Below are 13,909 nucleotides of genomic sequence, written 5' to 3'. Positions count from 1 at the left end.
AAGGATGGAGGGTTTAAGAAATCAAACGCCCCAGACGACCGGGGCTTCGGCCTCGAGGCTGCGGCGCAGCAAATCGAGGAAGGGCACGATGCGCTGACGCAGCAGCACCGGGTCGGCGCGCTCGGCGCTGTCCTTGGGCGTGCCTTCGTCCGTCGCGGGCGACTCCTGAGTCGCGAGCTCGGGGTTGGCCAACGCGGCCTCGAGCGCAGCGATCGCCGCGGGCAACTGTTCGACCGTGATGATGCCTTGCGGCGACGGCGTCTTGCCGATGAGCGCGAGCACCTGCTCGGCGTTGGGCTTGAGCATGATGACGTCGCCGCTGGCGGAGGATTTGAATTTGTAGATCATCGAGCGTCCCTAAAAAAACCGCGTTGGATCAGATTGTGCGTGCAAGCTCGAACCGTGCGCAATGCTTTTCCCGGGGTTCTGGCAACGCTGAACCAGTCCCTTGCGCGTCGCGCATCCCGCCCGCCGGCGGTCTGCGTCGAGAGCAAATCCTCGCCATAGCTTCGGCTATGGCTGCGGTTTGCGCCTCGCATCCCATCCCGCGGACGGGCGCGCGCCATCGCAGGAACTCATTCAGCGTTGCCTTAAAAATCCACCAGGCTCATGCCCACCGAGAGCACGGTGCGGCGGCGGTTGAAGTCGAGCAGGCTGTCGCCGTAGCCGCTGAAGAGCTGTACATGAAAGCGCAGCCGGCTGTCTTCGGCGCCGACGCGGTGCAGCCACTCGAGCCGCGTGGAGCCGTGCGCCGTCGTGCGCAGCGAATGGCGCAGCGTGAGGCCAAAGCCGTTGCGCGCGTCGGCGTTCCAATGGACTTGCAGCTCGCCGCGGCCGATGTCGTCGGCGATGTCGGGGTTGTCGTCGGTTTCGCGCGGCTCGGGCAGGCGCTGCCAGCCCCGCAGTTGCACGCGCCAGCGGTTTTCCAGCTCGGCTCCGGCCATGAGGTAGACGCGGTTCCAGCTGCGTGACAGCGGCAGGCTCTGGCCGTTGGACTGATGCACCACGCCCACGCCGCCGTAGCGCAGCCGCCAGCCGCGCGGCAATGGCGCGTCCAGGGGGTAGACATAGATCAGCTCGGGCTCGTGATCGGTGTTGCGAAATGGGCGCGACAGCGGCCCGTTGAACAACTGCCAGTAGGACTGCTGCGTGTAGGCAAACCAGAGCGAATCCCGCCGCGTCGTCTCGCCATGCGTCAACAGGCCCTGCGCGAGCTTGGTGCGCACCGAGAGCTGGATGCGCATCTCACTGCGGCGGTAGGGCAGCGGCGTGGCGGCGTTGTTGAGCGGGTTGCCCGAAGTCGGCTGGGTGTTGACCGAATCGGACGCAATCACCGACAGGCTCACCGGCCGGTAGCCGCGCAAACCGAAGGTATCGCAGCTGCTGCCGGCTTCGAGCTCCCAGAAGCGCGACAGCTCCGAATACGCCGGGTTGCGGCAGCCTTCGCCGGGGACGAGCCGCACGACCAGCGCCGGTGGCTCGGTCTGCGAGCCGTCTGCGCCCGCCCGGGCCACGGCGGGCGCGGGGCTGGGCGCGGCGCCGGTCGAAGGAGGTGCGCTGGCCGAGGCCGGCGCGGTTGCAGGAGCGGCTTGCGCGAGGTCCTGCCGTTGCGCCTGCGCCCAGGCGTCGTAGCAGGCAAGGCGCTCGGCGTCCTGGGCCAGCGCGGCGCAGGCGGTCCAGCTCGACGCGGGCTCGGCCGCCGCCGCAAAGGACGCGACGCCGGCGGCCGCGAGCAGGCCGGCGCGCGCGAGCCCGCGGGTTGCCGAGAAGGCGGCCGGCAAGGTGGCCAAGAGGGTGGCCGAGAACGACGGGGCAGCCGGTGCAGACATGGCGGGGCCGTGGGTGCGTTGCGCGTTGACGTCTACCAGGCGCGCCGCTGACGCAGCAGGTACGGACGCTGGAGGCCGTCGGCCGCGCGGGTCCAGATGCCGCGGGCTTCGTGCGCGCAGCTGCCCTCGGTGAAGGGGCCGATCCAGGTGGCGTCGATGTGGGTTCCGTCGGCGGATTGCTCGAGCGCAAAGTCGCCGTCCTCGTCGACGTCGCCCGCGATCCAGGCGGTTTCGCCGCCGGCGTGCAGCGTGCCGCGCACGCTGTCGGGGTGCTCCGGGTTGGGCCCGAGGCGCAACTCGGCCGCGGGCGTCGCCGGGGCTTGCGCGCCGGGGGCGTCGAGCCAATAGACATCCCAGCGGCCGTAAAAATGCGCGGCGCTCAGCGCCCGGGGGTCGGCGCAGGCGGCTGCGGCGTCATCGGGGCCGGGTTGAGGCTGATTTTGGCCGTATGCCAGCGTGAAATCGAGCGATATAGCTATTAAGAACGTAGCAATTCGCAGGCGTTTGTAGAGCGCATTCATGGCGTTTGGCTCGCTTGGGCGCGGCGCGCGAACTCGGCGCGCAAGGCTTTGAGTTTCTCACGCGGGTCCTCGCGCGAGGTCTTCGCGTCGAGCGCCATTTCGGCGATGAAGCGGCTGGGCGCCACGGGTACGCTCTCGCGGCCTTTCTTGCGTCGGCGCGTGTAGCTCACGGTGAGCGTGCGTTGCGCGCGCGTGATGCCCACATACATGAGGCGGCGTTCTTCCTGCAAGCGTTGGGCGTGGTCGAGCGCGGCGGCGCTGTCGGGCTCGGCCTCGGCGGCGTCGCCGGGTTTGAAGGGCAGCAGCCCTTCGTTGACGCCGACGAGCTGCACATGCGGCCACTCCAGGCCCTTGGCCGCGTGCAGGGTCGAGAGCGTGACCACGTCGCGGTCCTGCTCGCGCTCGGAGAGCGTGGAGATGAGCGCCAGGGTCTGCGCCACCTCCAGCACCGACTTGGCTTCGCTGGCCAGGTGCACGCCGGCCTCGTCGTCGATTTCGCCGCCGCAGCGCTTGGCCATCCAGTCGCAGAAGTCGATGACGTTGCCCCAGCGCGCCGCGGCGACCGCCTCGCTGTCCTCGCTGTCGTAGAGGTAGCGCTCGTAGCCGATGGCCTGCAGCCAGTCGTCGAGGAAACGCCGCGCGGCTTCGGCCCCGACCGTGTGGCGCGCGCGGTACTGCAGCTCGTTGACGGTGCGGCCGAAGTCGTGCAGCGTGGCGACCGTGCGCGGCGACAGCACGCTGGCCAGGCTGCCCGAAAACAGCGCGCCAAACAGGCTCAGCCGGTAGCGGCTGGCGAACTCGCCCAGGGTGGCGAGCGTCTGGTGGCCGATGCCGCGCTTCGGTGTCGTGGCCGCGCGCAGAAAGGCGGGGTCGTCGTCCTCGTTGGCCCACAGGCGGAACCAGGCGCACAGGTCGCGGATTTCGGCGCGGTCGAAAAAGCTCGTGCCGCCCGACACCTTGTACGGAATATTCGCGCGGCGCAGCGCCTTTTCGAAAGGCTTGGCCATGTGGTTGGCGCGGTAGAGGATGGCGAAGTCGCGCCAGTCGCGGTGCGGCGAGGTTTCGCGCAGCGAGAGGATGCGCGCCACCGCCCGCTCGGCCTCATGCTCCTCGGTGTCGGCATCGACCACGCGCACCGGTTCGCCCTCGCCCAGCTCGGAATACAGCGTCTTCGGAAACAGCTTGGGGTTGGGGCCGATGACGTGGTTGGCCGCGCGCAGGATCGCGCTGGTCGAGCGGTAGTTCTGTTCGAGCTTGATGACCTTGAGCGCGGGAAAGTCCTGCGGCAGCTTCTTGAGGTTGTCCAGCGTTGCGCCGCGCCAGCCGTAGATGCTCTGGTCGTCGTCGCCCACGGCGGTGAAACGAGCGTCGGCCCGTTCGGGGTGGCCCACCAGCAGCTTGAGCAGCTCGTACTGGCTCGCGTTCGTGTCCTGGTATTCGTCCACCAGCACATGACCCAGCGCCGCCTGCCATTTCTGTCGCACCGTCGCGTGCTCGCGCAGCAGCTTGAGCGGCCAGCCGATCAGGTCGTCGAAATCGATGCTCTGGTAGGCGGCCAGCCGCTCCTCGTAGCGCGCCATCAAAAGCGCCAGTTGGCGCTCACTCTCGTCAGAAGCCTTTTGCAAGGCGTGCTGTGCGTTCAGTCCTTCGTTCTTCCAGCGGCTGATGCCCCAGGCCCAGCGCCGCGCGGTGGCCGTGTCGGTCGTGCCGCCGCAATCTTTGAGGATGCCCACCACATCGTCGGCGTCGAGGATGCTGAACTGTGGCTTGAGCCCCAGCGCTGCGCCGTCTTCGCGCAGGATGCGCACCCCCAGCGCGTGAAAGGTGCACACCAGCACCTTTTTCGCCTCGCGCCCGATGAGCGCGCCCGCGCGCTCGCGCATCTCGGCCGCCGCCTTATTGGTGAAGGTGATGGCTGCGATGCGCTGCGGCTCGAGCTCCGCGCGGATCAGCCGCGCGATCTTGTGCGTGATGACCCGCGTCTTGCCCGAACCCGCCCCCGCAAGCACCAGGCAAGGCCCGTGGATGTGGTCCACGGCCTGTTGTTGGGCGGGGTTGAGGCGGTCTTTCATCCGGGCGGCAGTCCAGGGGCGGGCGGTGCGGGGCTGCGGATCATACCGGCGCGCGCCGCCTTCAGCCCGGCCCCAGCGAGCGCACCAGCGCCATGGCTTCATCCACGCGCTCGACCGGGTGGATGGTGAGGCCTTCGAAGGCAGCATCCCGCCGCTTGGGCGCGTTGGCTTTGGGCACGACCGCGACCGAAAAGCCGAGCTTGGCCGCCTCGCGCAGCCGCTCCTGACCGCGCGGCGCGGGCCGCACCTCGCCCGCGAGGCCCACCTCGCCAAAGGCCAGAAAGCCTTTGGGCAGCGGCTTGCCGCGCAGGCTGGAGGTGATGGCCAGCATCACCGCCAGGTCGGCTGCGGGTTCGCTGATGCGCACGCCGCCGACCGCGTTGACGAACACATCCTGGTCGGCGCAGGCCACGCCCGCGTGCCGGTGCAGCACCGCGAGCAGCATCGCGAGCCGGTCGCGCTCGAGGCCGACTGAGAGCCGCCGCGGGCTCGGGCCGCCGCCATCGACCAGCGCCTGGATTTCCACCAACAGCGGCCGCGTGCCCTCGAGCGTCACCATCACGCAGCTGCCGGCGACCGGCTCGGCGTGCTGCGAGAGGAAGATCGCGCTCGGGTTGCTCACCCCTTTGAGCCCTTTGTCCGTCATGGCGAAAACGCCGATTTCGTTGACGGCGCCAAAGCGGTTTTTGATCGCGCGCACCAGCCGGAAGCTGCTGTGCGTGTCGCCCTCGAAATACAGCACCGTGTCCACCATGTGCTCGAGCACGCGCGGGCCGGCCAGTGCGCCTTCCTTGGTCACATGGCCGACGAGTACGATCGCGGTGCCGCCGCTGCCGTCCACGCCCGAAGCCTTGGCAAAGCGCGTGAGGTGCGCCGCGCACTCGCGCACCTGCGCCACCGAACCCGGCGCTGAACTCAGTTGCTCGGAATACACCGTCTGGATCGAGTCGATCACCGCCACCGCGGGCCGCTCGGCTTCGAGCGTGGCAAGGATGCTCTCCAGCGACGTTTCGGCCAGCACCGCCACCTGCGAGCCCTCGATGCCCAGCCGCCGCGCGCGCAGCGCCACCTGCGCGCCGCTTTCCTCGCCGGTGACGTAGAGCGTGCGCAGGCCACCGCGCTGCAGCGCATCGAGCGCCTGCAGCAGCAGCGTCGATTTGCCGATGCCCGGGTCGCCGCCGATGAGCACCACCGCGCCTTCGACCATGCCGCCGCCGAGCACGCGGTCGAGTTCCTCGTGGCCGGTGGGCGTGCGCGCCACTTCCGCCGCTTCGATCGCCGCCAAAGGCATGAGCTGCGCGCTCGGCGCGAGCGCCGCAAAGCGGTTCTTCGCCGGTGCTGCGGCTTCGGCCACCGATTCGATCAGCGTGTTCCACGCGCCACAATGCGGGCACTTGCCCAGCCACTTCGGGCTGCTGCCGCCGCATTCGCTGCAGGTGTAAATCGTCTTGTCCTTGGCCATGGGCCGAGCCTACCACTGGGCAGGACCGGTCCCGTCGTGCGGGGCGCCCGATGCGCTGAAACGTCCTCGAACACCTTTTTCCCGCCCACCCCAGCGCCAATGCCTCAGGTCAAGCGATGACAAAGAGAGCGTTCGGGAAAGATCGTCAGCCCGAGCAGGGCGGTCGCATCGGCGGTGAAGCGCCCGGCGAGCAGCCAATGCCGCAGTTCGGTCGGGCACAGGAGCGCAAAGGCAGCCACTTCGCCGTCGCGGTTCACCGGCTGGAGGCGCTCGGGCACGGTGGCGATGAGGGCGTCGAGCTGTTCGTCTCGCCAGCCGCGACCGCTTGCGTCGCGGGTCGGGCAGCGAACCTGCAGCGACGGGCCGCGGTGCAGCGGCCCGAGCTCGGCGAGTGCGAGCCCGGCCTCCTCCTTGGTCTCCCGAGCGAGCGCTTCGAGCGCGGTCTCGCCATCGGCCACCAGACCGCCGACGAGCGTATCCCACAGCCCGGGGTCTTCGGCTTTGGTGTGTGCGCGCTGCTGCACCCAGATATCCCCTGCTTGGGTGCGGCCGATCAGGTGGACAGCCTGCGTGGGCAAACCCAGCACGCGTGCCGTGCCACGCTCGATGCGACCCAGGCGCTGTCCCCTCGCATCGCGCACGGCCAGAAATTCCTGGCGCCAGGGTCCGCACAGCCCTTGCGCGCGCAGCGTGTCCGCCAGGGTGGCGAGGTCCGTGTCGTCGCCGTCGAGGTTCCACGCGGCCTTCATGCGCCAGAGCGGAAAGTCGGCCGGTAGCACCCCGATGAGTTGCTCGAACAGCCCGACCTCGACCGAGCCCACGGGCTTTCCGCGCAACAGCAGCGCCTCACGCGGGCGCAGAGGTGCGGCGTTCAGACGATCGAGCACCGCAGCGAGAGGGATCGGGTCGGTGTCCGATGAGGGGCGGACAGCTGCGCCTCTGCCTGGGCGCATACGGCCGATGCCGGGCGCATGCGGTGCGAGGGCCACCATCACCGCACGGCCCCCGCGCGCGGCCGCCCGCCCTGTGCCAGCCGCGCATCGATCTCGCGTAGCACAGGCAGCAGATCGGCCACGGTGTCGATGCAGAAGTCCGGCTCGGCGGCCGCAAGATTCCGCTGCGCCTGCGCACGGTGTGCCGCGCGCTCGGGCTCCGACAGTGCCACCCATTGCTCCGCCTGCAGCCCGCAGGCATTGCCGCTGGCGAGCACGGCCACGGTCCAGCTCCCGGCGTTCGAGCCCTCGAGCAGGCCCGGGACGGTGTCGTCCACCTTCACGACCGCGTGGGCCGGCCACACGCCAAGCGCCACCATGTTCGCATAAAGACCCAATGGACTGGGGCGACTGTCGAGCAGGTCGCCCGCGCAAACCACATGCTCGGGCGCGAAACCTTGGCTGGCAGCCAGTGGCTGCAGCACGTCCATGATGGGGCGGGTGTAGCCAGTGGTCGAGCCCACGCGCAAGCCGGCCGCGCGGATGGCCGCAACCGTCTCGGCCGCTCCGGGCACCAGGGCTGAGTGCGTGGCGATCGAGGCGAGGTTCATCGGCTCGAAGCGCGCGAGCAAGCGGTCGACGTCAGCCGCCGTGGCGGCGCGGCCATGGTGTTGCGCCCATGCAGTCGCCACGTGCGGCAGCGACAGCAGCGCCTCGATGTGTGACCACTTTGGCAGGCCCATGGGGCCTCGGGCCTCAGCCACCGTCAGCGGCAAGCCTTCGCTTTCAAAGAGAGCGACGAAGGCGTCCATAGGCGCAACGCTGCCGAAATCGACAACCGTGCCGGCCCAGTCGAACACCACGGCCTTGAGGAATCGAAAGCTCATGTTCAGATCTCTTTGATGATGGATGTGGAGCGATACCAGCAGCTGCGGCGGACTTCACCATGCGGCGAACACATCCTGAGCGATGCCAAAAGCCGTGCTGGCGCCGGTGCCGCTGGACACCACCACGACCCGCAGGCCCGGCTCGGGCGCGAGGATCAAGCAATCGGCTTGCGTCCCGCTCGGGTAGTGGCCGATCCAGCGCTCCACGACCTCCAGGCGCTGCAGCCGTAGGCTCGATCGCAGCTGCGCGAGGATCAAGCCATCGACCGCCTCGCTGGCAAACGGGCATTCGCTGGTTTCAGCGTGGTGCGAGTCACCCACCACGAGCGTGCCATCGGCACTTTGCACCGCGATCAGGTGCACGCCGTGCGCGAGGCAGTCGGCGGCGCTCTGTTGCAGCGCCTCGCGCAAGGCAGCTGCTTGGGGCAGTTCGCAATAGCCGCGGTAGCGCACCAAGCTCAGCTCATTCATCACCGCACTGCCGAGGCGAAAGCCGGTCTCTGCGCGCACCCGAAGCATCTGCAGCCGGACGAGGGACAGTCCGCGTGCGCGCAGCCACGGGGCGGCGACCCCGCCAAGCTCCGTCCCGGGGCACAGCACCACGCGTTCGGCATGAAGCAGGCGTGCACTGGTGCGCACCTGCGGCGGCGCCACTTCCAGCGCCTCCTCCTCCCAGTAGAAGTGCACGCCGTGTGCTCCCCGAAGCCAAGCCGTCAGCATCGGGATCGCTTGACGGGATTCGACGCGCAGCTCGTGCGGGCTCCAGAGCGCCGCGAGCGCCTGTTCGGTACGCAGCCAGGGCGCCTCAGCCGCGGCTTCGGCCGGCCGACAGAGACGGCAGTCCTCGCCCATTTCTGTGTTCAGGAAAGCCTCGAGCACCGGCAAGGCTTCGGGCTCGCGCGCGAGCAGCCACAAGCCGCGGTGCTCGATCCGAATGCCTGCTTGCGGCGCGACCTCGGCCCAGACTTCGCGGCTAGCGCGAGCCCGGCGGTAGGTGTCGCCTGCGCCCTGTCCGGTGACGGTCACGAAGCCAAAGTTGCGCACCGAGGCACCGACGCACTGGGCGTGCCGGTCGACCACGGCCACGCGCAGCCCCCGCCGAGCCCCCTCGAGTGCATGGGCGAGGCCGACGATGCCGGCGCCAACGACGATCAGATCGTAGTGCAAAGAAGTCATGACTGTGCAGAGGGCGCAGGAATGTCAGCGGGCGCCGCCGCGCGGGTTGCCGCGGTGTTTGGCGCACGCCAGCGCTGGGTGTAGGCCACGGCACCGCGATGCAGCAGCCAGAACATGGCCCGCACCGCCGCCGCAGTGGCGAAGATCAGCACCGCCATCGCCGCAGCACTGGCAATGTCGCCCGCGTCGTCCATGTTGAGCATCGCCACCGACGCCAATTGGGTGGCCGGGGCATAGAGGAACACCACCGCCGAGACCGTCGTCATCGAGTTGACGAAAAAGTACCCTGCAACCTCGATCAAGGCCGGAATGCACACCGGTCCATGCACGCGCCACAAGGTGCGCCAAAAAGGGACACCCATCGACGCCGCGACGGCATCGAACTCGCGATCCAACTGCCGCAGGGCCGAGAGCAAGGTCAAATGGGGCACGGAAAAGTAGTGGGCGACCGTGCTCAGCACCAAGATGGTCAAACTGCCGTAGATGCCGCCGAGTGGGTTTCCAGGCGCGTTAAAGAACAACACGTAGCCCAGTCCGAGTGCCAGGCCTGGAACCGCCAATGGAACCGTCGCCAGCAAATTGACGCCTTCGCGCAGCAGTCGCGCACTTTGGGCTTTCTCGACCGTCCAGGCGGTCAAGAAGGCCGCTGCACTACCCCAAATGGCGACGGCAAGCGCCATGCGCAGCGAGTTGCCATAGCTGACCCAGCCGCCACCATCCATGTTGTCGAAGTCGTAGTGCTTGAAGCTCGGACGCAGGTCATAGGGCCAGTACGTCGCGAGCGACGCGAAGACGGCCACGGCGATCATGCCAAGCAGAGCCAGCCCGACGAGGCTGCAATAGGCGAGGAACAGGCGGTCGCGCAGCGGAGCGGGCTGCGCCCGGTACGCGACCGAGCGCGCGCCCAGCGCAGCGCTTTGCCGCGCACGCAAGTGGCGTTCCACCCAGTAGGCGCCGAGCGCCGGCAGCAACAACATCACGCTGACCACGGCCCCCAGGGCGAAGTTCTGCTGCCCAACCACTTGCTTGTAGAGCTCGGTCGCGAGCACGCCATCCTGCCCGCCGATCACCTTGGGCACGCCGAAGTCGGTGATCACCAGCACGAACACCACGACAAAGGCCATCAGCAGCCCGTACCGAGAGGCCGGCAATACCACCGTCGTAAAGATGCGCCAGGGTGTAGCCCCCAGCGTGCGTGCGGCGTCGATCAGCCGTGCGTCCAGCATGGCCAAGGTCGTCGTCAGTAGCAGCAGAGCATGCGGGAAGGTCCAAAGCACCGAGCCGAGCACGATGCCGCGCTCGCCGTAGATGGGCCCACCCACCCAGCTCTTGAGCAGCCCCTGGTTGCCAAACAGGTAGACCAAACTAATCGCCATCAGCAGGGAAGGTGCGAGCAGCGGCACCAGCGCCAGCGCCCGAAACAGTGGCTGAGCCGGCATCCGCGTCATCGTGAGTGCATAGGCATAGCCATAAGCCAGCAGGACCGTGAGCGCCGCACTCACCGCAGCGACGCGCAAGCTCCGCCAAGTCGCATCGATGAGGTTGGGTGTTTGCAACCAAAGCCGAAAGTTGTCCAAGCCCACCCATAGTCCGTGCGCGTCGAAGAGACTGCGCATGAGCAAGCTCGCAACCGGCAGCGCGATACAGGCCAAGCCGGCGATCAGCAGCACCAGGGCGAGGCCGGTTTGCAGCATCGGCTCGACTCGGGCGGCAGGCGGCACGAGAAAGGCCGAAGGCGTGCGTATGTCCGAGGCGTCCACGATGCACATCTCAGGCGGGCAGCACGCGCAGCGCCGCCGCGGGCAGATGCACGGTGCAGAGCGCGCCGTTCTGCCAGGAGCAACGTCCGTCGGCAGGCGTCGGGCATTCGACATCGAGCTGCAAGCCCAATTCGGCCACACCGACCCGAACGGCAAGATGGGGCCCGCAAAAGGTGACGCTTTCAATTCGCCCGGTCCAGTGGTTCGGCGGCAGCGGCTCCGGCGAGGGGCATCGCGCACGCGCAGGGTCCCAGGGCAACAGTTCCACGTGCTCGGGGCGTATGCCCAGCAGGGCGCGGCTGCCAGCAGGCCGTTCACCGCCGTCGGCCAGCTGCAGCCGGGCTTCGCCACACTGTGCCTGCGTGGCTGTGAGCAGCGTCACCGGCCAGAGGTTGATGCGGCCGATGAAGCGTGCGGCAAAGCTGTTGGCAGGCCGGACATACAGGTCTGCGGGCGTGGCTTGTTGATTGACCCGGCCCGCTTCCATCAGCACGATACGGTCGGCCATGGAAAGCGCCTCATCCTGGTCGTGCGTGACCATGACCACCGGGATGCGCAGGGTGCGCTGGATGCGTCGGATCTCCGCGCGCAGGGTCTGCCGGACTTGGGCATCGAGCGCGGATAGCGGCTCGTCGAGCAGCAGCAGTCCTGGGTTGGGTGCGAGTGCACGGGCCAGCGCGACGCGCTGCTGCTGCCCGCCGGAGAGTTGCGCCGGAAATCGCTCGGCGTACCCAGCCAGGCCGACGAGCTCGAGCATCTCCTCGGCGCGTGCGCGCCGGTGCGCCCGGTCGAGGCCGCGCAAGCCATAGGCGACATTCTCGAGCGCGGTCAGGTTGGGGAACAGGGCATAGCTTTGGAACACCACACCAAATCCGCGCGCTGCTGGCGGCACGTGCGTGATGTCGCGGCCATGCAGCAGCACCTGCCCTGTGCTGACGGGCTCGATGCCGCAGAGCATGCGCAGCAAGGTCGTCTTGCCGCAGCCCGAGGGTCCGAGCAGGCAGACGAACTCGCGCTCCCCAATGTCGAGATCGACCGCGTCGACGACCAGACTGCGGCCGTAGCGCTTGCTCAGGCCGCGAATTTGAAGCAGCGCAGGCGCGTTGCCGGCAGCGGCCGCGGCGGCGCTGGCGCCCGCCATCGCATGAGCATCCATGCGCATGATGGTGGAGAGCAATGCCGCGAGACTCAGCGCTTCTCGGCCTTTCCTTCGTAACGGCGCGACCACTCGGTGAGGATGCGCTCGCGGTTCGCAGCAGCCCATGCAAAGTCGTTGCGGGCCAGCTGCTTCTCGACATCGCCCTCGATGAATTCGAGTTTGCCTTGCACTCCTGGCCTGGCTACCACGGCGAAGTTCTTGGCATAGAGCTCGTTGGCCGTGCGTGAGGCGGCCCAATCGGCCAGCACTTTGGCCGCTTCGGGCTTTTTCGTTGCCGCCAGGATCGCCGTGGCTTCCATATCCCAACCGAGGCCTTCGCGCGGCAGCACGATGTCGATCGGGGCGCCCTCTTTTTTGGTCTTGTTCGCGCGGTATTCGAAGCTCAGGCCGAGTGCATATTCACCGGCGCCGGCCTGTTTGCAGGGCTTGCTGCCCGAGTGGGTGTAGACGCCGATGTTCTGGTGCAGTGCATCCATGTACTCCCAGCCCTTTTGCTCGCCCATCATCTGCAGCCATGCCGACACCATCAGGTAGCCCGTACCCGAACTGGCCGGGTGCGGCATGGTGATTTGCCCTTTGTAAACTGGGTTGGTCAGGTCAGCCCAGCTGGTGGGCTTGGGCAGGTTTTTCTTGCCAGCTTCCACGGTGTTGAAACACATGGCCGAGGACCACAGATCCATGCCGACCCAGTGCGGTGGCCGATTGGAGTCGTACATGTGTGGCTTGAGCGCCTCGACTCCCTTGGGCGCGTAGGGCATGAGCATCTTTTCCTTGTCGAGCAGCATCAAGGAGGTGGCGGCGAGTCCCCAGACCACGTCGGCACGCGGTTGGGCCTTTTCGGCGAGCAGCTTGGCGGTCACGATCCCGGTGGAGTCGCGCACGAACTTGAGTTCGATTTCAGGATGGTCTTTCTGAAAGGCCTCTTGGTAGGCTTTGATCTGGTCGGCTTCGAGTGCGGTGTAGACCAGAAGCTCTGTCTTCGCCTGCGCGAAGCCGAAGCCGGGCAAGAGGGCTGCGGCCGCGAGCATCCCCGCGGCGGCATGGCGAAGAAAAGTGCGCGTTTTCATGACTGGAGGCTCCTTCGAAGTCGGTGGAAGTGGGTTCATCAACCGGTCATTCTTCGATGGCACAGTGACAGCGTCATGACACCCACAGACGCCCAAACCTGGATTCCCATGCAGCTCGAGGAACTGCGCCTGCTGCTCCTTGCCCGCGGACATGCCCAGTACACGGGCGAGCCGGTGAATCATCTGGAACATGCGCTGCAATGCGCGGCACTCGCGCAGCGCGCGGGCGCGCCTGCGGCGCTCATGACCGCAGCGCTGCTGCACGACATCGGGCATCTGCTCGATGGGATACGCGGAACCCCCTCGCTGGAGGGCATCGACGACCGGCACGAGGTGCGTGCGGCCGAGTTGCTGTCGCGCTGGTTTGGGTCGGACGTGACGGAGCCGGTCCGGCTCCATGTGGCGGCGAAGCGTGCCCTGGCCGCAGATTCGCGGTATTGGCGCGCATTGTCAGAGGATTCGCGCCGCAGCCTCGCGTTGCAGGGCGGCGCTTTCGACGCAGCGGCAATCGCCGCCTTCGCCCTTCAACCCCATGCGGCAGAGGCGCTGGCTTTGCGCCGCTGGGATGATGCGGCCAAGCGACCGGGTCGAGTCACGCCAACCTTGGACGCGTTTTGGCCGACGGTCCGGGTATGTGCTCGACCGGACGCTTGAGCGCGAAAAATGAATCCACGCCCTCTCGCAGGGCGGATTCGAGCCTGGATCAGCTCTTTTTCGCGGGTTTCTGCGCTTCGGCCGGCGCTGCGCTCGCCGGCTCTGTAGCGGCTTCTGCGGGCGTGTCTTTGCCCATGCCGTGGGCCAGCATCGACACCTCGAACAAGCGGGCTTTGCCGAGGTAGTAGCGGTCGAGCCGCCACTCTTCGAGGATGCGCAGCGCCAGCCGGAACTGGTCGTGGTCGAGTGCGCTGTAGAGGTCGGTGAGGGGGAAGTCGGCCTCTTTTTCGAGCGCCAGCACCAGTTGCGCCAGCGTTTTGGCCGCGGGCTCGGTCGGGTTGCGTTCGATGAACTTTCGGGCTTCTTTGATGGCTCGCATGATGTTGGGGC

The 13,909-nt window shown here is 67.7% G+C and carries 13 protein-coding genes; 1 reads left to right on the top strand and 12 read right to left on the bottom strand.

Going from position 1 to position 13,909, the window contains the following annotated elements:
• Positions 1 to 21 precede the first annotated feature (21 nt).
• The 11 genes from JHC36_RS09670 to JHC36_RS09620 form a co-directional block, all read right to left on the bottom strand.
• A complete protein-coding gene (locus JHC36_RS09670) occupies positions 22 to 348 on the bottom strand; it encodes a DUF1840 domain-containing protein (protein WP_287918576.1) in 327 nt (108 codons plus the stop codon).
• Between the two features lie 242 nt (positions 349 to 590).
• Positions 591 to 1,829: a phospholipase A gene (locus JHC36_RS09665; RefSeq protein ID WP_287918574.1), complete on the bottom strand. Its 1,239-nt coding sequence runs from the start codon at positions 1,827 to 1,829 to the stop codon at positions 591 to 593.
• Between the two features lie 32 nt (positions 1,830 to 1,861).
• Positions 1,862 to 2,350, bottom strand: coding sequence for a hypothetical protein (locus JHC36_RS09660; RefSeq protein WP_287918573.1), 489 nt, complete (start codon positions 2,348 to 2,350; stop codon positions 1,862 to 1,864).
• A complete protein-coding gene (locus tag JHC36_RS09655; protein WP_287918571.1) occupies positions 2,347 to 4,422 on the bottom strand; it encodes an ATP-dependent helicase in 2,076 nt (691 codons plus the stop codon). Before JHC36_RS09655 ends, JHC36_RS09660 begins: the two co-directional genes overlap by 4 nt.
• A gap of 61 nt (positions 4,423 to 4,483) precedes the next feature.
• Positions 4,484 to 5,884, bottom strand: a complete 1,401-nt coding sequence (gene radA, locus JHC36_RS09650) for a DNA repair protein RadA (RefSeq protein ID WP_287918569.1) — start codon at positions 5,882 to 5,884, stop codon at positions 4,484 to 4,486.
• A 104-nt stretch (positions 5,885 to 5,988) separates the two neighbouring features.
• Entirely contained in the window at positions 5,989 to 6,771 is a 783-nt protein-coding gene (locus JHC36_RS09645) for an NUDIX domain-containing protein (RefSeq protein WP_287918567.1), read from the bottom strand.
• 104 nt (positions 6,772 to 6,875) lie between these two features.
• Positions 6,876 to 7,703, bottom strand: a complete 828-nt coding sequence (phnX, locus tag JHC36_RS09640; RefSeq protein ID WP_287918566.1) for a phosphonoacetaldehyde hydrolase — start codon at positions 7,701 to 7,703, stop codon at positions 6,876 to 6,878.
• A 54-nt stretch (positions 7,704 to 7,757) separates the two neighbouring features.
• Positions 7,758 to 8,879 (bottom strand): TIGR03364 family FAD-dependent oxidoreductase, encoded by a 1,122-nt coding sequence (locus JHC36_RS09635; protein ID WP_287918565.1) that lies wholly within the window; start codon positions 8,877 to 8,879, stop codon positions 7,758 to 7,760.
• Complete coding sequence (locus JHC36_RS09630; protein WP_503007033.1) at positions 8,876 to 10,648, bottom strand: putative 2-aminoethylphosphonate ABC transporter permease subunit; 1,773 nt, start codon at positions 10,646 to 10,648, stop codon at positions 8,876 to 8,878. Before JHC36_RS09630 ends, JHC36_RS09635 begins: the two co-directional genes overlap by 4 nt.
• A gap of 1 nt (position 10,649) precedes the next feature.
• Positions 10,650 to 11,795, bottom strand: a complete 1,146-nt coding sequence (locus JHC36_RS09625; protein WP_503007032.1) for an ABC transporter ATP-binding protein — start codon at positions 11,793 to 11,795, stop codon at positions 10,650 to 10,652.
• A gap of 32 nt (positions 11,796 to 11,827) precedes the next feature.
• Positions 11,828 to 12,826, bottom strand: coding sequence for a putative 2-aminoethylphosphonate ABC transporter substrate-binding protein (locus JHC36_RS09620; RefSeq protein WP_287918611.1), 999 nt, complete (start codon positions 12,824 to 12,826; stop codon positions 11,828 to 11,830).
• A 114-nt stretch (positions 12,827 to 12,940) separates the two neighbouring features.
• Here JHC36_RS09620 and JHC36_RS09615 point away from each other — a divergent pair, with 114 nt between their 5' ends.
• Complete coding sequence (locus JHC36_RS09615; protein WP_287918563.1) at positions 12,941 to 13,519, top strand: HD domain-containing protein; 579 nt, start codon at positions 12,941 to 12,943, stop codon at positions 13,517 to 13,519.
• A 49-nt stretch (positions 13,520 to 13,568) separates the two neighbouring features.
• Here the strand turns inward: JHC36_RS09615 and JHC36_RS09610 are convergent.
• On the bottom strand, positions 13,569 to 13,909 hold a 341-nt coding region (locus tag JHC36_RS09610), incomplete at its 5' end, for a hypothetical protein (RefSeq protein ID WP_287918561.1).

The sequence above is a fragment of the Tibeticola sp. genome, from assembly GCF_022759015.1.
GTDB lineage: Bacteria > Pseudomonadota > Gammaproteobacteria > Burkholderiales > Burkholderiaceae_C > Tibeticola > Tibeticola sediminis.
This window is presented reverse-complemented; position numbering and strand designations above follow the sequence as displayed.